The 19,684-nt window shown below is 71.1% G+C and carries 18 protein-coding genes; 4 read left to right on the forward strand and 14 right to left on the reverse strand.

Annotated elements, in window-relative coordinates; all coding sequences use genetic code 11:
- Positions 1-46: 46 nt before the first annotated feature.
- A complete protein-coding gene (locus FO059_RS00765; RefSeq protein ID WP_158726594.1) occupies positions 47-643 on the reverse strand; it encodes a TetR/AcrR family transcriptional regulator in 597 nt (198 codons plus the stop codon).
- 367 nt (positions 644-1,010) lie between these two features.
- On the opposite strand from FO059_RS00765, the gene FO059_RS00770 reads away from it, so the two are divergent.
- Positions 1,011-2,453, forward strand: a complete 1,443-nt coding sequence (locus FO059_RS00770) for an MFS transporter (RefSeq protein WP_143905545.1) — start codon at positions 1,011-1,013, stop codon at positions 2,451-2,453.
- A 57-nt stretch (positions 2,454-2,510) separates the two neighbouring features.
- On the forward strand, positions 2,511-3,287 hold the full coding sequence (locus FO059_RS00775; protein ID WP_168226567.1) for a nucleotidyltransferase domain-containing protein: 777 nt from the start codon (positions 2,511-2,513) through the stop codon (positions 3,285-3,287).
- 58 nt (positions 3,288-3,345) lie between these two features.
- Here the strand turns inward: FO059_RS00775 and FO059_RS00780 are convergent, their stop codons facing one another.
- From FO059_RS00780 to boxC, 5 genes are all read right to left on the reverse strand, one after another.
- On the reverse strand, positions 3,346-3,885 hold the full coding sequence (locus tag FO059_RS00780) for a DUF6158 family protein (RefSeq protein ID WP_143905547.1): 540 nt from the start codon (positions 3,883-3,885) through the stop codon (positions 3,346-3,348).
- Positions 3,882-4,211: a ferredoxin gene (gene fdxA, locus FO059_RS00785; protein WP_143905549.1), complete on the reverse strand. Its 330-nt coding sequence runs from the start codon at positions 4,209-4,211 to the stop codon at positions 3,882-3,884. The genes FO059_RS00780 and fdxA overlap by 4 nt, the downstream gene beginning before the upstream one ends.
- 87 nt (positions 4,212-4,298) lie before the next feature.
- Positions 4,299-5,324: an NAD(P)/FAD-dependent oxidoreductase gene (locus tag FO059_RS00790; RefSeq protein ID WP_143905551.1), complete on the reverse strand. Its 1,026-nt coding sequence runs from the start codon at positions 5,322-5,324 to the stop codon at positions 4,299-4,301.
- Positions 5,321-6,919, reverse strand: coding sequence for a benzoate-CoA ligase family protein (locus tag FO059_RS00795; protein ID WP_143905553.1), 1,599 nt, complete (start codon positions 6,917-6,919; stop codon positions 5,321-5,323). Before FO059_RS00795 ends, FO059_RS00790 begins: the two co-directional genes overlap by 4 nt.
- 3 nt (positions 6,920-6,922) lie before the next feature.
- Complete coding sequence (gene boxC, locus FO059_RS00800) at positions 6,923-8,635, reverse strand: 2,3-epoxybenzoyl-CoA dihydrolase (protein ID WP_143905555.1); 1,713 nt, start codon at positions 8,633-8,635, stop codon at positions 6,923-6,925.
- 198 nt (positions 8,636-8,833) lie between these two features.
- Between boxC and FO059_RS00805 the strand changes: the two genes are divergently transcribed.
- Entirely contained in the window at positions 8,834-9,691 is an 858-nt protein-coding gene (locus FO059_RS00805) for a PaaX family transcriptional regulator (protein ID WP_199257053.1), read from the forward strand.
- Between the two features lie 18 nt (positions 9,692-9,709).
- Here the strand turns inward: FO059_RS00805 and FO059_RS00810 are convergent, their stop codons facing one another.
- The 3 genes from FO059_RS00810 to FO059_RS00820 all read right to left on the reverse strand — a co-directional run bounded on the left by FO059_RS00810 (position 9,710) and on the right by FO059_RS00820 (position 14,100).
- Positions 9,710-10,621: an LLM class flavin-dependent oxidoreductase gene (locus tag FO059_RS00810; protein WP_143905557.1), complete on the reverse strand. Its 912-nt coding sequence runs from the start codon at positions 10,619-10,621 to the stop codon at positions 9,710-9,712.
- 11 nt (positions 10,622-10,632) lie between these two features.
- A complete protein-coding gene (gene boxB / locus FO059_RS00815; protein WP_143905559.1) occupies positions 10,633-12,114 on the reverse strand; it encodes a benzoyl-CoA 2,3-epoxidase subunit BoxB in 1,482 nt (493 codons plus the stop codon).
- A gap of 102 nt (positions 12,115-12,216) precedes the next feature.
- Positions 12,217-14,100, reverse strand: coding sequence for an AMP-binding protein (locus tag FO059_RS00820; protein WP_199257052.1), 1,884 nt, complete (start codon positions 14,098-14,100; stop codon positions 12,217-12,219).
- Between the two features lie 262 nt (positions 14,101-14,362).
- Here FO059_RS00820 and FO059_RS18270 point away from each other — a divergent pair, with 262 nt between their 5' ends.
- Complete coding sequence (locus tag FO059_RS18270; RefSeq protein ID WP_158726593.1) at positions 14,363-14,704, forward strand: cupin domain-containing protein; 342 nt, start codon at positions 14,363-14,365, stop codon at positions 14,702-14,704.
- Positions 14,705-14,795: 91 nt separating this feature from the next.
- Here FO059_RS18270 and paaZ read toward each other — a convergent pair whose 3' ends face one another.
- The 5 genes from paaZ to FO059_RS00850 all read right to left on the reverse strand — a co-directional run bounded on the left by paaZ (position 14,796) and on the right by FO059_RS00850 (position 19,566).
- Entirely contained in the window at positions 14,796-16,358 is a 1,563-nt protein-coding gene (gene paaZ, locus FO059_RS00830) for a phenylacetic acid degradation bifunctional protein PaaZ (protein WP_143905563.1), read from the reverse strand.
- A gap of 61 nt (positions 16,359-16,419) precedes the next feature.
- Positions 16,420-17,193, reverse strand: coding sequence for an enoyl-CoA hydratase/isomerase family protein (locus FO059_RS00835; protein WP_143905565.1), 774 nt, complete (start codon positions 17,191-17,193; stop codon positions 16,420-16,422).
- A 22-nt stretch (positions 17,194-17,215) separates the two neighbouring features.
- On the reverse strand, positions 17,216-18,073 hold the full coding sequence (locus FO059_RS00840; RefSeq protein ID WP_143905567.1) for an amidohydrolase family protein: 858 nt from the start codon (positions 18,071-18,073) through the stop codon (positions 17,216-17,218).
- Positions 18,074-18,214: 141 nt separating this feature from the next.
- Entirely contained in the window at positions 18,215-18,844 is a 630-nt protein-coding gene (locus FO059_RS00845) for an acetate uptake transporter family protein (RefSeq protein ID WP_143905569.1), read from the reverse strand.
- Between the two features lie 248 nt (positions 18,845-19,092).
- A complete protein-coding gene (locus tag FO059_RS00850) occupies positions 19,093-19,566 on the reverse strand; it encodes a VOC family protein (RefSeq protein ID WP_143905571.1) in 474 nt (157 codons plus the stop codon).
- Positions 19,567-19,684: the final 118 nt, after the last annotated feature.

Below are 19,684 nucleotides of genomic sequence, written 5' to 3' on the forward strand. Positions count from 1 at the left end.
CGCGCACGGACCGGCCGGCTCGGTCCATGGTGGTGCCCACTCGGCGCTATCGGGCCAGCGCGTTCAGGTAGAACTCCACGCACTCGACGGACAGGTCGGCGGCGGAATAGTGCTCGGAGGGCGTGAACCACCGGCCGGTCAGCCAGATGCCGTCCTTGATCAGCTCGTACGCAGCGGCCGGGTTGATCGACGGCCGGTACGCACCCTCGGCGACTCCGCGTTCTATGGAAGCGACCCACAGCCTGTGGTTTGCCGCCGCCAGCGACCGGATCTCCGCGTGGCCGGCCAGCCGGCGGATGGCGCCTTCCTCGTTGCGGCAGATCTGCGGCGAGTGCGGATCGCGCTGCACCAGGATGAGCGACCTGCGGATAAGCTCGCCCAGTTCCTGTGCGGGCGGCAGCGACAGGTTCAGGACGTGTCGGAACTCCGCATGCACCGCGCGCAGGTGGCCCAGGACGATCTCCTGGAGCAGCGCATCCTTGGAGTCGACGTACTTGTAGAGGCTCCCCGGCAGGATGCCGATGCTCGTCGCGATCATCCGCATCGACGTGCCCGCCAGGCCGTGCACAGCGAACAATTCAGTGGCGGCCCGCAGCATCAGCTGCCGCTTCCGCTCGGCCTTCGTCGCGGTTTCCGTTGGCACGACCCCTCCGTCGCATTCCGTGCAGGCTGCACCATACACCGCGCCCGCGGCCGTCCGCCCTCTTGCCGGGCCCGCTCGGCCACGGCCCACGGTCCATCCTGAATTCCAGGGCATGAGCAAATGCTCATTTCCTACTTGGCGGGAGAGTGTCCAGTGCCGTGTTGGACTTTGAGTACGGCGAATAACCCGTCCAAAAACCATGTTTCAGTGGTTTCCTCGCATGATCGCGTACGCAAGGATGGACTTGACGTGGCGACTATCACCCTCATAATAGGAACCAAGCGAATGCTTGGTTTCAGGCGGAGGCATCCGCTCGTCGATGTCGACCGGAACGCTCAACGCGAGCCGCACTGTGAGGTGGAACAAGATGGAAGAAACCGGCCGGGCCCCCGGGAGCCACGAGTCGTCGCCCGCACAGCTGCGCAAGGTCGCCGTGTCGAGCCTGTTCGGCACAGTGCTGGAGTACTACGACTTCCTGCTCTACAGCACGATGGCGGCGCTGGTGTTCGGCGAGGTCTTCTTCCCCGGCGACAGCCGCATCGTCTCGACCATCGCGGCCTTCGGCACCCTCGCCGTCGGATACGTCGCACGCCCACTCGGCGGAATCGTCTTCGGCCACTTCGGCGACCGGTTCGGCCGCAAGCACATCCTCATCGTCACGATGGCGGTGATGGGCGGCGCGAGCTTCCTCATCGGGCTGCTCCCCGGCTACGCGTCGATCGGCGTGGCGGCGCCGGTGCTGCTGGTGATCCTGCGGGTCGTGCAGGGCCTGGCCGTGGGCGGCGAGTGGGGCGGCGCAGCGCTGATGGTCGTGGAGCACGCCGACGCCGACAACCGCGGAAAATGGTCGGGCGTGATGAACCTGGGTTCGCCCATCGGGTTCCTGCTGTCGACGGTGGCGGTGGCGATCGTGAGCCTGCTGCCGGAGGAAAGCCTGCACTCCTGGGGCTGGCGGATCCCGTTCCTGGTGAGCGCCCTGCTGGTGGTCGTCGGCCTCTACATGCGCAGCAAAGTCGTCGAGAGCCCCGTCTTCCAGGAGGCGGCGGAGCGCGCGGACGCGGACAGCGCCGATCGCACGCCGCTGAAGCAGCTGCTGGCGAAGCCGAAGCCTGTGGTGCTCGCCTGCGCCGCGGGCATCGCCCCGTTCGCCCTCACCGCGTTGATGACGTCGCACATCATCGCCTATGCGACGGGCATCGGTTACGACGAGTCCACCGTGATGCAGGTGCTCGTGCTGCTGTCGGTGGTGTCGCTGGCCGCCATCCCGGCGGCGGCCACGCTGTCGGACCGGATCGGCCGGCGGTCCACCGTGCTCATCGGCGCCGTCGGCGCCGCCGCGTTCGCCTTCCCGATGTACATGCTGATCAACACCGGCGAAGTCTCGCTGATGATCGTCGGCCTGGTGATCGGCCAGGTCCTGCAGAACCTGATGTTCGCGCCGCTGGTGCCGATGCTGTCGGAGATGTTCGGCACCACCGTCCGTTACACCGGCGCATCGTTGGGCTACCAGGGTGCCAGCCTGATCGGCGCCGGATTCACCCCGCTGATCGCCAGCAGCCTGCTTGCGGCACTCGGCGAGTCGAGCTGGCCGCTGAGCCTGATCATCATCGTCACGGCCGCCGTCTCGATCACCGCGCTCGCGATGATCACCGAGACGCGGGGACGGGACCTGACCCTGGAGGATCCCACCGACGCCGCCGCCACCACCGACGCCGCCACCACCACCACCACCGACACCGACCGAGCAGCCGCCGACGACGCCGCGCCGCGGCGTCCCGCCGCCGGCGGCATGCCGACGTCCGGACACTGAATCGCCGACCCGGCAGGGGGCTCGCGCGTCGCCTGCCGGGTCGGCGATGATGGGGTGGTGCCGGACGACGATGTGGAGCCGTACCTGGAAGCCCTCGTGCGGGCGGCCCGGGCGGTGCTCGGCGCGGAGTTCGTCGGTGCATACGCCGCGGGTTCGCTGGCGCTGAACGCGTTCCAGCCCGGCCGCAGCGACATCGACATCGCCCTGCTCTGCCGCGACCGGCTGGACGACGCAGTGAAGCGGGAGCTGATCGCCCGGTTGCGGCACAGTGCCCTGCCGTGCCCGGCCCGCGGCCTGGAACTGGTGGTCTACACCGTGGCGACAGCGCAGTCGGGCACCGCGGAGCCGGGCTTCGAGCTGGAGCTGAACGACGGCCCGGCCATGGCCTTCCGGCAGACCCTCCACCCTGCGGACCGTCCGGCGGCCGACGGGGCGTTCTGGTACGGGCTCGACCGCAGCATCCTGCACCAGTGCGGCCGGGTGCTGGCGGGGCCGCCGGCGCCGGAGGCCTTCGCGGAACTGCCCCCGGAAGACCTCCGGGGGCTGCTCATCGCCTCGCTGCGCTGGTGGGCGACCCTGATCGGCCAGGCCGACGACGGGCCCACGGCGGGAGCCGACGACGCGGTCCTCGGCGCCTGCCGCGCGCTGGTCCGGCATCGCGACGGGACCTGGCTGTCGAAGGTCGATGCCGGCCGCCGGCTCCTCGCGGCCGGCCACCGGCCGGCCGGGATCATCGAGGAGGCGATCGCCGCGCGGTCCGGCGGGCCCGCGCCCTCAGGCCGCCAAACACGGGCCTTCCAGGATGGCGTCCTGGCCGAGATCCGGTCCCGCTGACGCGGGCCGCCCCCGGCACGGTGCTTGCGTCCGGCGTTCCGGGGCCGATATCCCGCGATCACTGGGCCGCGGCGGCGATCCGGGCCTTGCCCGCCTCGGTGATGACGCGGTCGCCCTTCTCCGTGTCCAGCAGCCGCGGGTCGCCCTTGTAGAGCTCGGCGAGCTTCTCGCGGCTGATGCCGAGCTCGCGCGCGGCCTGGTGCACTACCAGCTTGTGCATCCGGCCGTGCGGGGCCTCGGCGACGCGCCGCAGCAGCGTGTCCACGGGATCCCCGGCGACCTTGCCGTCGGTGGGCTCCGCGGGAGTGATCTCGAGCAGCGCCTGGAGCTGCACGACGATCCCCGCGATGGCCGCCTTCATCTGCTCCACCTCGTCGCCCGCGGCGGCCGGCGCCCCGCCGGATCCCTGCCAGGTGCGCTTGGGGAAGCGCCGGATGTACTCCTGCTCGAGCTCCAGCATGCGCGCGGTGTGCGTGGCGAACTGCGCCGCCGTGCCGTGCAGGAACACCCAGTTGCGGGTGGCGTGCGCCTGCGTGCCCTGATGTTCCAGTTCCTCGTCCGTCAGTTCCCGGGCCGGACGACCCAGCGGGGCGGTCACAGCTCCGCCACCATCGGCGTGTCGACCCCTACCGGGCCGAGCTTGTGCGCGCCGCCGGGGGCGCCCAGCGGCTCGTCGCGGCCGGGGAGGACGGACTCGAAGAACTCGCGGTTGTTCGCGATGAACCCCTCGTCCTCCTCGGGGACGCGGCGGTCCTGGCTGATGGCCTCGACGGGGCACACCGGCTCGCATGCGCCGCAGTCGATGCACTCCTTGGGGTTGATGTAGAGCTTGCGATCACCCTCGTAGATGCAGTCGACGGGGCACTCCTCCGTGCAGGACTTGTCCATCACGTCCACGCAGGGGCTGGCGATGACGTACGGCATGGTTCGCTCCTTTCGCGATGCCGCGCATGCCTGGCGCGGCAGCGGCGCGGGGCCGCGGAGGCCCGGACGCTGCTGATGAATGGAAGGCTAAGCCGTCGCGGGCTCCGGCGCGGGCTGTTCGTCGGTCGAATGCCCGGGGAAAAGCTGCGCATCGGGGTCCAGGTGCACCGCGGCGTTGTTGACGGCGGTGGCGACCTCGCCGAATCCGACGGAGATCAGCCGCACCTTGCCGTCGTACTCGGTGATGTCACCGGCGGAGAAGATGCCGGGGCGCGTGGTCCGCATGGCCGAGTCGACGACGATGTGCCGGTTGTCGCGCAGCTCGATGCCCCATTCGCGCAGCGGGCCGATGTTGGCGAGGAAACCCAGCGCGGCCACCACGTTGCCGCAGGCGACCACCTCCTCGTCGCCGGTGCCCTTGGTCCTCACGCGCGCGTCGGCCAGCGTGTCGCCGCCGGTCAGGGCGACCACCTCGGCGTCGGTGATCATCCGCACCGTCGACGCCTCCACCTGGGCGACGGTGGCGGCGTGGGCGCGGAAGATCTTGCGCCGGTGCACCACCGTGACGGACTTGGCGTGCTCCTCGAGCATGAGCGCCCAGTCCAGGGCCGAGTCGCCGCCGCCGACGATCACGACGTCCGACCCCGCGTAGGGCAGCGGGTCGGGCACGAAGTACTCGAGGCCGCGGCCCAGGTACTCCTCGCCGGCGGGGAGCTTGCGGGGGGTGAAGGTGCCGATGCCCGCGGTGAGCACGATCGCCCCGCAGTGCACGACGTCGCCTGTGGACGTGGTGACGGTGAACCGCCGCGCGCCGGAGCCGGCCGGTACGTCGTGCTCCACCAGCTCCTGCGCCTCCTGGCCCAGCAGGTACACCGGGTCCGCCTGTGCGGCCTGGGCGGCCAGGGCGGCGACGAGGTCGCGCCCCTTCACCCGCGGGTAGCCGGCGATGTCGAAGATCTGCTTCTCCGGGTACAGCGCGCTGACCTGGCCGCCGACCTCGGAGAGCGAATCGATGACGCCGACCTTCAGGCCGCGGACGCCGGCGTAGTACACGCCGTACAGCCCCACGGGGCCTGCGCCGACGATGAGGATGTCGAGGTCGTGTGCGGTCATCGGGCCCCTCCTGCCAGGTGGGCCGGCTCCCGCTCGGGTGCGGTCAACGTGCCGGCCAGTTGCTGCTTGACGCGGAACCGCTGGAGCTTGCCCGTCGCGGTCTTGGGAAGTTCGTCGACGAAGCGCACGGCGCGGGGCGCCTTGAAGTGGGCGAGCCCGTCGCGGCACCAGTCGATGATCTCGCGTTCGGTGACGGCGTCGTGCGGCGTCTTGAGCACCACCGCGGCGACGGGTTTGACCAGGCCGGCCTCGTCCTCGCTGCCCACGACGGCCGCCTCCAGGACGGCCGGGTGCGCGAGGATCCGGGCCTCGACCTCGCCGGGGGTGACCCAGATGCCGCCGGCCTTGAGCAGGTCGTTGGAGCGGCCGAGGCAGGTGAAGACGCCCTCCTCGTCGCGCATGTAGGTGTCGCCGGTGCGCATCCAGTCGCCCAGGAACACCGAGCGCTGCGCGTCGGTGCGACGCCAGTAGCCCACGGCCAGGCTGGCGCCGCGGATGAACAGCTCGCCCGGTTCCCCCGGCGGGCAGACGTTCCCGTCGGCGTCGCGGACCTCCACGTCCCAGCCGGGGACGGGGCGGCCGGTGGTGCCGTGCCGGATGTCGTCGGGCACGTTGGACAGGAAGATGTGCAGCGCCTCGGTGGACCCGATGCCGTCGAGGATCTCGAATCCGAACCGGGCCAGCACCTTCTCCTGCAGCGCCCGGGGCAGCGGTTCGCCCGCGGAGACGCCCAGCCGCACCGACGCGAAGGCGTCGTCCGGCAGGGTGGAGTGGACCATCGCGTTGTAGAAGGTGGGCACGCCGAAGAACAGCGTGGGCCGCGCGGCGCGGGCGCGCTCCCCGAACACCTCGGGGGTGGGCCGGCGCGGTTCGAGGACCGTCGTCGCACCGGCGGCGAGCGGGAAGAACACCGAGTTGCCGACGCCGTAGGCGAAGAAGATCTTCGCGACGGAAAGGCACCGGTCGTCGGAGGTGATCCCCAGCGTCTGCCGCCCGTAGGTCTCGTAGACGTGGCGGATGTTGGCGTGCCGGTGCATCGCGGCCTTCGGCTTGCCCGTGGTGCCCGAGGTGTAGAGCCAAAGCGCCCACGCATCGTCGTCGGTGGCGGCGGGCTCCGGCATGGGGACGGCCGGCTCGGCGGCGAGCGCCTCCCACCGGAGCACGTTCACCCGGTCCGGGACGGAGACCGGGAAGTCGCCGGAGGTGACCAGGTGCTCCACCTCGGACGCCGCCGACACGGCTTCGTTGACCGCGCCGGCGAACTCGGCGCTGGCCACGACGGCGCGGGCGCCGGAGTCCTCGACGATCTCCGCCAGCTCGCGGCCGTCGTACATCGTGGAGATCGGCACCGCGACCAGCCCGGCGTGGAAGGCTGCCAGGAGCGAGACGACGAACTCCACGTCGTCGACCATGACGAACAGCACGCGGTCGTCGGTGTGCAGGCCCAGCCCGCGGAGGTTGGCGGCCGCGCGTGCGACGTCGGCGGACAGCTCCGCATAGGTCCGCTCGCGAGTGCCCTCCACCGCGGTCTTGTCCGCGAATCCGCCGCGGGCCTGCCGGTGGACGAGGAAGTCCGCCGCGTTGAACAGTGTCATCGACTACACCCGCTTCATGTCGTAATCGGCGCGCCGGCCGGTGCCGAAGCGACGCAGCGCGCCCTCGGGGCCGGAGGCGTTGGGGCGGATGAAGATCCAGTTCTGCCAGGCGGTGAGCCTGCCGAAGATCTTGGTCTCCATGGTCTCGGGGCCGACGAACCTGTGGTTGGCCTCCATGCCGGTGAGGGCGTCGGGGGACAGCGACGCCCGCTCTTCGAGGACGATGCGCAGCTCGTCCTCGAAGTCGATGTCGTCGAGGGCCATGGTGACCAGGCCCAGCCCGTCGGCCGCGGCCGCGTCCAGGGCGGTGTCCTTCTCCGCGGCGACCGCGTCCACCTGGTCGTCGTGCCCGTAGAAGCGCGACTGCAGGCGGGTCAGGCCGTTGCCCATCGGGAACGGGCCGAGGTTCGAGTCCGTCAGCGTGAGGCTGGCGGGCGTCGCGTCGGGGTCGACGTCCTCGAAGACGCCTTCGAGCATGTACTGGCGATCCGAGGCCAGCGCGATCTCCGCGAGGAACCCGTCGAAGGCGCTGCCCGGCTCGATCACCGAGAACAGGCTGCGGCTCGTCACGTCCAGGCGCTTGAGCGTGCGCTTGAGGTAGTGGTTCACCTCGTTCACGAACCAGTCCGCGGACAGCTCGCGCAGCTGGGCGTCGAACGCGAGCGCGCGCTGGTGGTCTCCTCGGACCCGGAACACCCAGGTGCCGATCTCCTGCTCGTTGGTGCGCAGGCGCAGGATCGCGTCGTCCAGCTCGCGGGTCACCCGCAGCGGCCAATACTCGGCTCCCTGGCCCAGCGCGCCCGCGGCGTCGGCGGGCGGCGCTTCGTCCGGGACGGTGACGACGATGTCGGCGCGGCGGCCGTCGCGGTCGATGTCCACGGAGACGCTGGTGTACTCGAGGGTGTCGTCGCCGACGGACCTCCGCAGCGGCGTGAGGCGCACGCCCTGCGCGTCGCCGGGGCGCGGCGAACCGGCGCCCGCGGCGAGGGCGCGCTCGCGGGCGTCGGTCATGAGCGCCGAGGCCTTCGCGAGCCCGTCGACGAGCCCCCAGTCCACCGCGGTCTGTCCGCGGACGCCCTCCTGGCGGGTGGCGAAGATGTCGGCCCGGTCCTTGCGCACTTTGCGCTTGTCGACGACGCGGGTCAGGCCGCCGGTGCCGGGGAGCACGCCGAGCAGCGGAACCTCGGGGAGCGAGACGGCGGAGGTGCCGTCGTCGACCAGGAGGATCTGCTCGCACGCGGCGGCGAGCTCGTAGCCGCCGCCGGCCGACGTGCCGTTGACCGCGGCGATGTACGTCTGGCCCGAGTTCGCGGTGGCGTCCTCGATGCCGTTGCGGGTCTCGTTGGTGAACTTGCAGAAGTTCACCTTCCACGCGTGCGGCGAGGCCGCCAGCATGCGGATGTTGGCGCCGGCGCAGAACATGCGGTCGAGGCCGCCGGTGACGATCACCGACGTGACCTCCGGGTGCTCGAAGCGCAGGCGCTGCACGGCGTCGTAGAGCTCGATGTCCACGCCCAGATCGTAGGAGTTCATCTTGAGCTCGTAGCCGGCGACGATGCCGCCGTCGGGGTCCACTGCGAGCGTGAGGGTGGCGACGGGGCCGTCGATCTCCAATCTCCAGTGGCGGTACGCGGCCGGTTCGGTGTCGAAGTCGACCACGGGGCCGGGGGCGTGGTCGCCCGTGGTGGCGGGGGCGTCGTTGTCGATGACGGTCATCGGGGGAACCTCTCGGGTCGCTGCCTTGGGGAGCACGTATGCGATGCACATCACTCTACATCAATACGGTGGAACGTCAATGAACTGTAGAATGAAAAGTGGTGCGATAGCGTAGGACGCACGTCTTGCTGCGGCGGGCGGACCACGCCGCGCGAACGGCCGGGCCGCGGCCGCCGATCACCGGCGAAAGGAGCCGAGGTGTCCATCACCGATGCCGCAGGCACGAGCCTCGCCGCGGGCCGCGCGGAGCTCGGCGGGGCCAGCGCGCGTTCGCTGCTGCTCACCGTGCTCGGCGAGTTCGTCTACCCGCGCGGCGCCGACGTGTGGACGTCCACGCTGCTGGAATCCCTCGGCACGCTCGGCGTGGAGGAGAAGTCGGCGCGCCAGGCCATCGCGCGCGCATCGGCGGAGGGCCTGCTGGAATCCATGCGGGACGGCCGCCGCACCCGCTGGAGTCTCACCGCCGCGGGCGCGGAGCTGCTGCGCGAGGGCACGGCGCGCATCTACACGTTCCTGGCCGACGAGCACGACTGGGACGGGCTCTGGGTGCTGTTGTCGGTGGCGGTGCCGGAGGCGCAGCGCAAGCTGCGGCACCGGCTGCGCACCCAGCTGACCTGGCTGGGCATGGGCTCGCCGGCACCCGGGCTCTGGGTGGTGCCGGACGCCGCCAAGCTCGACGAGCTCGAAAGCGTGCTGGACGGACTGGGATTGCGCCCGTCCGCCTTCGTGTGGACCGGGCAGTGGGCGGAGATCGGCGAGCGGCAGGCGCTGATCGAGGCCGCCTGGAAGCTCGACGAGGTGGGCGGGAAGTACCGCGAGTTCACCGACGTCTTCGTTCCGGACGACGGGCTGGCCCCGGCCGACGCGTTCGCCGCGCAGGTGCGGCTGGTGCAGGCGTGGCGGCGGTTCCCGTTTCTGGACCCGGACCTGCCGGCGCGACTGCTTCCGGACGACTGGCCGGGCCCCGATGCTGCGCGCGCGTTCCGCGACTGCCACGCGAGCTGGCACGAGCCGGCCCAATCGGCGTGGGAGGCCTGGGAGGCCGGCGCGGGGTAGAGCGTCGGCCGGGCGTATTCATCGCACGCGCGGCAGTACCCCGTCACCGAACGTCGCGACGATCTCGTCGCGGCGCCGCCCGTCGCCGACGGGGGAGAACACGAGGGTCTCCGCGCCGGCGTCGCGGTATTCGCGGATGCGCGCGGCCACGTCGTCGGGGGTGCCGTGCAGCAGGTAGCGGTCCGCGAGGCGGTCGAAATCCTGCTGGTAGACGCCGCTGACGGTGTCGACCACCTCGCGGCGCGAGCGGGCGCCGTCGGCGTCGTCGACCCCGCCCCAGCAGAACACCGCCCCGCGCACGGCGGCGGGATCGCGTCCCGCCCGCTCGGCCTCCGCGCGCACCTGCGCCAGCGACTCGGCCAACTGCTCGGGGCTGTACATGTACGGGAACCACACGTCGGCGAAGCGGCCGGCCCTGCGCATGGCGGCCGGCCTGCGACCGCCCAGCCACACTGGCGGCCCGGGGCGCTGGACCGGCGGGGGCTGCAGCGCCTCGCCGCGGATGCGGGTGAAGTCGCCGTCGAAGTACACCGGGGTACCGGCGAACAGGCGCCGCAGCACCTCGAGCGCCTCGTCTGAGCGGCGGCCGCGCGTGCGCACGTCCACCCCCGCAGCCTCGAACTCGGCGGGATACTCGCCGCCGACGCCCACGCCCAGGTCGAGCCGGCCGTTCGACACCCGGTCGAGTGTGGCGGCAAGCTTCGCCGCGAGCGCCGCCGGGTACAGCGGCAGGATCACCACGGAGGTGAGCAGCCGGATCCGGGCGGTGGCCCCGGCTGCCGCGGCCAGCGCGACGAACGCGTTGGGCGTGGCGCCGTGGAAGAACAGGTGCTCGCCCCACGACACCCCGTCGAAGCCCGCGTCCTCCGCCGCGGCTGCGACGGAGGACGCGGACTCCTGGTCGGGGCCCAGGGTGACGTAGACGTCCATGGCGCGGGTCGTCAGGCCAGGCCCTCCTCGGCCAGGTGGACGTAGTCGAACTCCACCGGCTGGTCGTTGATGCCGGTCTGCGGCGGGGCGATCCAGCCGGCGAACTCGCCGGGCTCGTACTCGGGGACCATGAGCGCGGCGACCTTGTCGCGGGTCTCCTGCGACGGCAGCCACGCGGCCGCACCGGCGTTCCACTGCTCCTCGGTGATGACCTCGCCCTCGGGACTGACGAAGTGGCCCGCGTAGTTGCCGACCTGGCGGTTGAAGCCCTCGTGCGGGAGGGTCAGCCGCTCTTCGAGCCCGGCGTCCTCGAGCGCCTGGTTCCAGCGCCGCACGCCGTTCTCGCAGTCGGCCGTGTACTCGTCGCGCAGGTCCAGGTTGAGCGCGGTGAGGTAGGGGACCTGCTTCTCGACGATGCGGCCGTCCGCGATCATGCGCACCGGGTAGGTGGCCTCGGTGAGGTCGTGGTCGTCCTTGCGGCGGGTCTCCTGCCACCGGCCCTTGAGCCCGCCGGTGTAGTAGGCGGCGACGTTGGTGGACTGCTCCGAACCGAACAGGTCCAGCGACACCGAGTACTGGAAGTTGAGGTACTGCTGGATCACCTCGAGGGGGATGCCGCCGTACTGCCAGATGTCGTGGGTGCCGTGCTCCTTGATGAGCTGCGCCGTGCGCTCCACCGTCCGCTGCACGCCGGTGGTGCCCACGAACATGTGGTGCGCCTCCTCCTTGAGCATGAACTCGCAGGTGCGGGCCAGCGGGTCGAACGCCGACTCCTTGAGCGTGCCCAGCTGGTATTTGCCGTCGCGGTCGGTGAAGTAGGTGAACATGAAGAACTGCAGCCAGTCGGTGGTCTCCTCGTTGAAGGCGCCGAGGATGCGCGGCGAGTCGACGTCGCCGGAGTTGCGCTTGAGCAGCTGCTCTGCCTCCTCGCGACCCTCGCGGCCGAAGTGCGCCTGCAGCAGGTAGACCATCGCCCACAGGTGCCGGCCCTCCTCCACGTTGACCTGGAAGAGGTTGCGCAGGTCGTAGAGGGACGGGGCGGTCATGCCCAGCACGCGCTGCTGCTCGACGGAGGCGGGCTCGGTGTCGCCCTGCACGGTGATCAGGCGCATCAGCTCGGCGCGGTACTCGCCGGGCACCTCCTGCCAGGCGGGCTCGCCCTTGTGCTGGCCGAAGTTCACCTTGCGGTCCTCCTTGGCCTCCGCCAGGAAGATGCCCCAGCGGTACTCCTCCATGGGGACGAAGTCGAAGTGCGCCCAGCCGTCGCGGCCGACGGCCACCGCGGTGCGCAGGTAGACGTCCTCGGTGGGCAGCTGCGGGCCGAGGTTCTTCCACCAGTCGAGGAACTTGGGCTGCCAGCGCTCGAGCGCGCGCTGCAGGCGCCGGTCGCCGGCGAGGTCGACGTTGTTGGGGATGCGCTCGCTGTAGTCGATGGGGCTGAGCTTGCCCGTGGGGCTGGGGGCGGCGCCGATGCGATCGTCCTTGACGGTCATGGTGAACTCCTTGCGGTGTGCGCGGTGGGGGCGGTGTGCGCTGTCTGCCGGATATGCATAGTCTACAGAACTATGACGTGACGTCTAGTGGTCTGTAGAACATCATGTGTTTGCGCTGTTCGGCCGGTGAATGATCCGTGCGTCATCGCTCCCCGCCGTCACCAGCGCCACGTCCGCGGCCCGCCTCTCGCGGACCACGCGCTGGTTGAGGTAGCCCTTGTCGGTGATCTCGCCCGCGTCGAGGCTCGGCCACTCGGTGAGGAGGCGGAGCCGTTCGATGCGTTGCGACGACCCCCGTCCGCCATCCGCGAGCCGCGCGAGCGCCGCGGCGAGCGCATCGCGCAACCGCGGCGTGGGGACGCCGTTCTCGTCGCACTCGCCGGCGTGACCGGCGGCCGGCCACGCCAGCGCGGTCACCTCTTCCCTGTCGTGTCCGCAGATCACCGCGTCGGTGAGCAGTCCGTCCGCGGCCGAGAGCAGCTCCGGCCGCAGCGTGCCCACCGAGACGAACGTGCCCGTGGCCAGCTTGAAGTCCTCCGCGATGCGGCCGTCGAACGCCAGCCCGCGCGCGGGGTCGTCCTCGTCGACCATGCGCACGGCGTCGCCGGTGCGCAGGTAGCCCTCGTCGTCGAACGCCGCCGCGGTGAGGTCGGGCCGGCGGAAGAACCCGGGCGTGACGTTGGGACCGCGCACCCGCAGCTCCTGCTTCGGCCCCGACGGCACCAGCTTGAGCTCGCAGCCGGGCAGCGGCACGCCGATGGTGTCGCTGCGGTCGATGCGGAAGTGCGCCGTGGTCATGGCCGGCGCCGTCTCCGTCTGGCCCCAGGACGTCGTCATCTCCATGCCGGAGCCGTGCCGGCGTGCCAGCGCGCGGATCCGCGTGAGCAGCTCCTGCGGCAGCGCGGCCGCGGCGTAGAACCCGAGGCGCAGCGACGCGAAGAACGCTGCGGCGGCGGACTCGTCCGCTTCGAGGATGGGCAGCAGCACTCCGTAGCCGGCGGGCACGTTGAAGTAGACCGTGGGTGCGACGTCCGTCATGTTGCGGACGGTGCGCTCGATCATCCCCGGCGCGGGCCGGCCGTCGTCGATCCACATGGTGCCGCCGTTCATCAGCACCATGTTCAGGTTGTGGTTGCCGCCGAACGTGTGGCTCCACGGCAGCCAGTCCAGCAGCACGGGCGGCTCCGCCGCGAGGAACGGCCATGCCTGCCGCATCTGCTGTTGGTTCGCGGTGAGCATCCCGTGCGTGTTGATCACGCCCTTCGGCGCGCCGGTGGAGCCGGACGTGAACAGGATCTTCGCGACGGTGCCGGGGTCGATCGAGTCCGCGCGCCGGCGCACCGCGGCGAGGCTCGACGGGTCGGCGGATTCGAGGGCCGCGAGGGCCCGGGTGCCGTCGACCGCCCCGTCGGCGCTCAGGGCCGTCCTGCCCGCGCTCACCGCGGCGACGCCGTGCGCGTACTCGGGGCCGTCGGCGAAGACGACGGCCGGGTCGACCAGGTCGGCCATCGCCCGCAGCTTGGCGTGGTCGGCGGTGGTCAGCGCGTACGCGACGCTGGACGGGACCACCGGTGCGCCCACGCTCATCGCCGCGAGCATGAGGACCAGGTGCTCGATGCCGCCCGGCGACAGGATCATCACCGGCCGGTCCGCCAGTCCCCGCTCGAGCAGCCCGGCGGCCAGCCGCTCCACGCGCACGGCGGCGTCTCCCCAGGTGATGGTGCGCCATGCGTCTTCGCCGGGCGTGGTGCGCTGGGCGAGGAGGGTTCTGCCGGGGTGCGCCGCGGCGCCCGCACGGAAGGCGTGCACCAGGCTCGGCTCGTGCGGGGCGAGTGGCGTCGTCGAGTGCAGCAGCCGGACGCCGTCGGGGCGCAGGTCGGCGGCGACGGCGACGGGTGCGAACGTCGGGGTCGCGGTGGCGGCAGGCGCGGGGGTCGTGGGCGCGGGGGTGTCGGGCATGGCGGCCTCTCCGGGTGTGGGGTGCATCACGTTCATTATGCTCCACAGTGCGGTGACGACATGCAATACGAATGTAGATGAAGATGGGACCGTAACGCCCGGATCAGCGCCTTCCGCAGCTGATCGCGACTACGATGGGCTGGGAGCGGCCCCGGATTCCGCAGGGACCCGGTTTCGGCAGGGACCCGGTTTCGGCAGGGACCCGGTTTCCGCAGGGACCCGGTTTCGGCAGGGACCCGGTTTCCGCAGGGGACGGGATGGCGCTGCGTTGGATGCTGAAGGGAGCCTCATGTCCGACTCGCACGGAGCGCCGGCCGCGATCCCGCCGATCGCCCTCGACGCGGTCGACTGGATCATCGTGGGCTCGGGGGTGTACCTGGCCCCGCTCAACGAGGTCCAGGAGGGGGCGGGCACCGCGTTCCTGCGGTTCGACGAAGGTGCCGTCAGCCACGCGCACCGGCATCCGGCGGGCGAGGAGATGTACGTGATCTCCGGCCGGCTCAAGGTGGGGGAGACGACGATCTCCGCGGGCGACTACCTGCGCACCCCGGCCGGAGTCGTCCACGAGGTCCGGGCGCTCACCGATGCTGTCGCGCTCATCATCGTGCCGGAGCCGCTCGAGTTCCTGTGAGCGCCGCGCCGCGCTCCGAGCACCTGTTGCACCCCCGCGCGCGTGAACCCGCGCGCGGGGGTGCAACAGGTGCTCGGAACGGGGGCTACTGCTACTGCTCCGTGAGCTCTGCCAGCAGGCCCGGTCCGCCCTGGATGGCGCTGCGCTGCAGGTGGTGGGGCAGGGCGCGCAATCCGCCGAGCTCCTCTCCGCCGCCGGCGCGCCCCGGGCCGCCGTGCACGGCCTGGGCGAGGGCGGCGCCGTGCCCCGTGCTCTCGGCCGCGCTGTCCCGGTCCACCACGAGGATCCGGCCGTGCCACGGCGCCGCGGCCGCGATGAGGCCCACCGCGAAGTCCGTGTCCCCGGTGACGACCGACGCGACCAGGCTGCCGCGGCCGCGGGCGATCAGCTCCGCCGCCCGGTCGGCGCCGTCGTAGGGCATCAGCGTGGCGACGGGCCCGAAGGCCTCGACGCTGTGCAGCTCCTCGCGGTCCGGGTCGTCGGCCCGCAGCAGCACCGGCGACATGAATGCGCCAGCGTCGAAATCGGCGTCGGCGGAGAAGTTCCCGGGCCGGCCGTGCGCGTCGCCGAAGACGACCTTCGCGGCGCCCGCGAGAGTGTCGACGGCACGGCGGACGTCGTCGCGCTGCCCCTGGCTCGCCAGCGCGCCCATACGCGTGTCCTCGGCGCCCGGGTTGCCCACCAGCACCTTCGCGAGCCGCGCGGTGAGCGCGTCCTGCATGGCGTCCATGTTCGTGGCGGGGATGAACACCCGGCGGATCGCGGTGCACTTCTGGCCGGCCTTCTGCGTCATCTCGGTGGCGACCATCTTGACGAACACGTCGAACTCCGGGTCGCCGGGGGAGACGTCGGGGCCGAGCACCGAGGAGTTGAGCGAGTCGGCCTCCGCGGTGTAGCGCACGGCGTTCGCGATGACGGCGTCGTGCCGGCGCAGGGCGGCCGCGGTGTCCCGGGAACCGGTGACGGCCAGCGAGTCCTGCGGGCCCAGCTCGTCCAGCAGGCCGTCGGGGCGGGCGCACACCAGCTGCACGGCGCCCTCGGGGAGGAGGCGCGATGCGACGATCTCGCGGAAGACCATCTCGGTCAGGTAGGCCGTCTGGCTTGCCGGCTTGATGATGCTCGGCACGCCCGCGAGCAGGGCCGGCGCCAGCTTCTCGAGCATCCCCCACACCGGGAAGTTGAAGGCGTTGATCTGCACGGCGACGCCCCGGCGGGGGGTGAGGACGTGTTGCACGCCGAAGGCGCCGCTCTTGCCCAGCGGCTCGAAGTCGCCGTCGGGCAGCACGTTCGAGTCTGGAAGCTGCTTGGCGCCCTTGCCGCCGTAGACGAACAGCGCGTTGATGCCGCCGTCGATGTCCACCACCGCGTCGCGCCGGGTGGCCCCGGTGGCCAGGGACAGCTCGGTGAAGTCGGGGATGCGTGCGCTCAGGTGTTTGCCCAGTGCCTTGAGCATCGAGGCGCGGCGCTGGAAGGTCAGCGCGCGCAGCGCGGGCCCGCCGACCTGGCGGGCGTGGTCGACCACGGGCCCGTAGTCGAGGGGGCGGGCGGAGATCCTGGCGATCGGCTCGCCGGTGGCCGCGTCGCGCAGCACGGTGCCCTTGTCGGCGGGCGCGAGCCAGGACCCGCGAACGTAGCTCTCCAGCGTCGTGATCATCGCTGCTCCTTCGTGTCTCGTGGACTGTGGCCGGTCGCGCGCCGGGCGGCCGGGCGGCGCATCAGCGCGTCTTTCGTTCGAGGAAGGCGGTCATCCGCCTGCGCTTCTCGTCGTCCTCGAACAGCAGCGCCTGGATGGCGAGGTCGATCTGCGGGTGCGCCGCCGCGTCGGCGTCGACGGCGAGCTTGGTCATGCGCAGTGCGACGGCCGAGCCGCGCGCCGTCTTCTCCGCGAGTGCGCGTGCCGTGTCGCGCAGCCCGGCCGGATCGACGACGGAGTGCACCAGGCCCAGGGCCAGGGCCCGGTCGGCGTCGATCCACTCCCCGGCCAGGAGGATCTGCTTGGCGACGCTCTCGCCCAGCAGCCGGACCAGGCGGTAGGTGGCCCCGGCGCCGGCGATGATGCCCAGGCCCGGCTCCGGCTGGCCGAACACGGTCCGCGGCGTGGCGATGCGCAGGTCGCAGGCGTAGGAGAGTTCGGCCCCGCCGCCCAGCGCGTAGCCGTCCACCGCGGCGATGGTGGGCATCGGCAGCGCGCGGATCCGGTTGAACAGGTGCAGGTTGATGCCGGCGAGGGCGTCGTCGCGGCCGCGGTCGCGGAGCTGGGCGATGTCGGCGCCGCCGGCGAACACCCCCTCGGACCCGCCGGTGAGGATCATGATCCGCGGCCGCCGCTCCAGCTCCGCGCACAGCGCGTGCAGGTCGGAGATCATCGCGGCGTCGATGGCGTTCCTGGTGGCGGGGCGGTCCAGCGTCACCTCGACGTGGTCGCCGTGCTCCTCGATGCGCAGGGTGGATTCGCCGGGTCCCGCGGCCGTGCTGTCGTCGTCGCTCATCGCGTCGTTCACCGCCTGCGGTTCACAGCCCCACGCGCGGGTACACGCGTGCGAGGTTTCCGGAAAGGATGTTGTCGAGGGTCTTGTCCTCGAGGCCGAGGCCGGCGAGGGCGCGCACGTTGTTGCGGGTGCCCGGCACCCCGGGCCAGTCGGTGCCGAAGATCATCTTCTGTGCGATCCGCTCGAACTTGTATCCGCTGTAGTACTCGGGCAGCTTCTTCGGGGGGAGCCCGGCCAGCTCCAGCCACACGTTGGGCTTGCTCTGCGCGAGGAACGCGGCGGTCTGATACCACCATCCGCGCCCGCCGTGCGCGAACACGAAGTCCAGCTCGGGGAAGTAATCGATGGCGTCGAGGTAGAGCTCCGGGTTGCCGAAGCGCGTCTGCGAGCCGGGGAAGCTCGACGTGCCGGAGTGGTAGATGACGGGGATGTCCCGTTCCACGCAGCGGGCGTAGACGGGGAAGAGCTCCTTGTCGCCAGGGTCGAAGCAGCCGTGCACCGGGTGTAGCTTGAGCGCCACCGCCCCCAGGTCCAGTTGCCGCTCCAGCTCGTCGACGAGTGGGAAGTGCAAGTGCGGATTGAGGTTCGCCACCGGGTGGAACCGCCGCGGGTTGTGGCGGACCAGGGGGAGGAGGTCGTCGAACGGCTGGATGCCGGTGGCGCGGGGGCTGTACTCGGAGAACAGCAGGGCATGGTCCACGCCCTGCTCTTCGAACAGCGCGTCGAGCAGTGCGGGGTCGGGCGCCCCGGAAGCGGCGTAGACGTCGCGCCATGGTTGATCGCCGGAGAACGTGTCGGCCCAGTCCAGCCACGCGGGGCGCAGCGTGCCCAGGTGCGGCGCGTGCACGTGCGCGTCCACGACTACCCGTCCGTCGATCATCTGCTCCGCCCTCTCCTCGGGTGTGTGGCCGGGGCCGCCCGGCACTGCAAGCCGCTCCGCCCGGCACTACAAGACTCTACAATAATATAACGACGTAAGCGACAATTGTAGAGTAATGCGGTGCCGGGCCGGTGGCCTGCGTCAGCCGGCGTGCCCGCGCTCCTCCACGGCGTCGAACTCGGCGCCGTGCGGCGCGTGCTCGGGCTCGACGGCCCGCATCAGGCGCTCGTAGGCCAGGTAGTAGATGGGGAACGCCGAGGCCAGCGCGAGCCAGCCGACGGCCTTCCCGAGCCACGGCACGTCGGTGTTGAGCAGGGCCAGGCCCAGGAAGAGCTCGAGGCCGATGAGGAAGATGAACGCGAGGATGATCGGGGTGGCGCGGGTGCGGATCGCGGGAACCACCAGGAACAGCGACGGGATGATGAGGGCGAACGACCACCAGGCGCGCGCGTTGGTGTTGCCGAGGTCGTCGACGGAGAGCAGGAAGAACCCGATCAGCCAGATCCCGTAGGTGATCAGCAGGTTGCCCAGGTAGTTGTCTTTGCGCAGGATCGCGATGACGCCGCCGAGGGTCTGGCCGATGCCGCCGACGAGGAGGCCGAACACCAGCGCGCCCGCGGCGTCGTGGTCGACGACCTCCGCGACGAAGACCCAGGTGAGCGCCAAGCCGAAGGTGAACAGGGCGGCGCCGCCGGGGTCGCCGATGATGTGGCCGATCCCGTCGGGCCTGCGCGCGGGTGCCTCCCCGCGTGTGGTGGTCTGCGTGGTCATGGGGGCGCCTCCTGGGTGCGCGCCGACTGCGGGCGCGGGGTGGTCGAGGGGACGTCACGGGGCGTTCGGGCGGTGCCGCTCCCGTACGCCGGAAGCCGATTCGGGCGGCGTTCTCTGTGCGCACTGCATCGTTTGTGCTACATGACGCTGTCGTGACAAGACTGAAGTGTAGATCAAATGAAATGAGATGTACACCACTCTCCGACCGGGTGCCCCGGCTCGCCCGGGTGCGGGGTTCCGATTGCGGCTCAGGCGTCCTCCAGATCGGCGATGACGATCTTCTTCATCGCCATCATGGCCTGGACCTGGGCGGGGCGGGTCAGCAGCTCGCCCATGTTCGCGGGGATGATCTGCCAGCTGACGCCGAAGCGGTCCTTGGACCAGCCGCACTGCTCGGACTCGGGCACGTGCGAGAGCGCCGCCCAGTAGCGGTCGATCTCGGCCTGGTCCGCGCACGTGACCACGAAGGACACCGCCTCGGTGAACGTGAAGATCGGCCCGCCGTCGAGGCAGACGAAGTCCACGCCGTCCAGGGTGAATTGTCCGTTGAGCACCTTGCCGGACATGCCCCGGAAGTGTTCGTCGAGTGATTCGTCGGGGTACTCGATGATCTCGTTGATCCGCGAATGCGGGAACACCGACACGTAGTACTCCATTGCTTCACGTGCCTGGTCGTCGAACCAGAGGCAGGGTTGGACCGCGGCGATCGCAGGTGTGCTCATGATGGTGCCTTCCTGTTCGTGTCGTCACGTAGGAAGACCGCCCGCACGGCGCGGTTTCATCGGTGCCGCGCGCTATCGGCGGGTGCTCGTCAGTCCCCGCCACGCCGGGCATTCCGCG

The sequence above is a fragment of the Tomitella fengzijianii genome, assembly GCF_007559025.1.
GTDB classification, from domain to species: domain Bacteria; phylum Actinomycetota; class Actinomycetes; order Mycobacteriales; family Mycobacteriaceae; genus Tomitella; species Tomitella fengzijianii.

Bases quoted from the DNA above. Each gene is read 5' to 3' on its own strand.
- FO059_RS00820 (WP_199257052.1), bottom strand. From the start codon at position 14,100: ATGCACCCCACACCCGGAGAGGCCGCCATGCCCGACACCCCCGCGCCC.
- boxC (WP_143905555.1), bottom strand. From the start codon at position 8,635: ATGACCGTCATCGACAACGACGCCCCCGCCACCACGGGCGACCACGCC.
- fdxA (WP_143905549.1), bottom strand. From the start codon at position 4,211: ATGCCGTACGTCATCGCCAGCCCCTGCGTGGACGTGATGGACAAGTCC.
- FO059_RS00810 (WP_143905557.1), bottom strand. From the start codon at position 10,621: ATGGACGTCTACGTCACCCTGGGCCCCGACCAGGAGTCCGCGTCCTCC.
- boxB (WP_143905559.1), bottom strand. From the start codon at position 12,114: ATGACCGTCAAGGACGATCGCATCGGCGCCGCCCCCAGCCCCACGGGC.
- FO059_RS00840 (WP_143905567.1), bottom strand. From the start codon at position 18,073: ATGATCGACGGACGGGTAGTCGTGGACGCGCACGTGCACGCGCCGCAC.
- paaZ (WP_143905563.1), bottom strand. From the start codon at position 16,358: ATGATCACGACGCTGGAGAGCTACGTTCGCGGGTCCTGGCTCGCGCCC.
- FO059_RS00850 (WP_143905571.1), bottom strand. From the start codon at position 19,566: ATGAGCACACCTGCGATCGCCGCGGTCCAACCCTGCCTCTGGTTCGAC.
- FO059_RS00845 (WP_143905569.1), bottom strand. From the start codon at position 18,844: ATGACCACGCAGACCACCACACGCGGGGAGGCACCCGCGCGCAGGCCC.
- FO059_RS00770 (WP_143905545.1), top strand. From the start codon at position 1,011: ATGGAAGAAACCGGCCGGGCCCCCGGGAGCCACGAGTCGTCGCCCGCA.
- FO059_RS00795 (WP_143905553.1), bottom strand. From the start codon at position 6,919: ATGACACTGTTCAACGCGGCGGACTTCCTCGTCCACCGGCAGGCCCGC.
- FO059_RS18270 (WP_158726593.1), top strand. From the start codon at position 14,363: ATGTCCGACTCGCACGGAGCGCCGGCCGCGATCCCGCCGATCGCCCTC.
- FO059_RS00835 (WP_143905565.1), bottom strand. From the start codon at position 17,193: ATGAGCGACGACGACAGCACGGCCGCGGGACCCGGCGAATCCACCCTG.
- FO059_RS00790 (WP_143905551.1), bottom strand. From the start codon at position 5,324: ATGACCGCACACGACCTCGACATCCTCATCGTCGGCGCAGGCCCCGTG.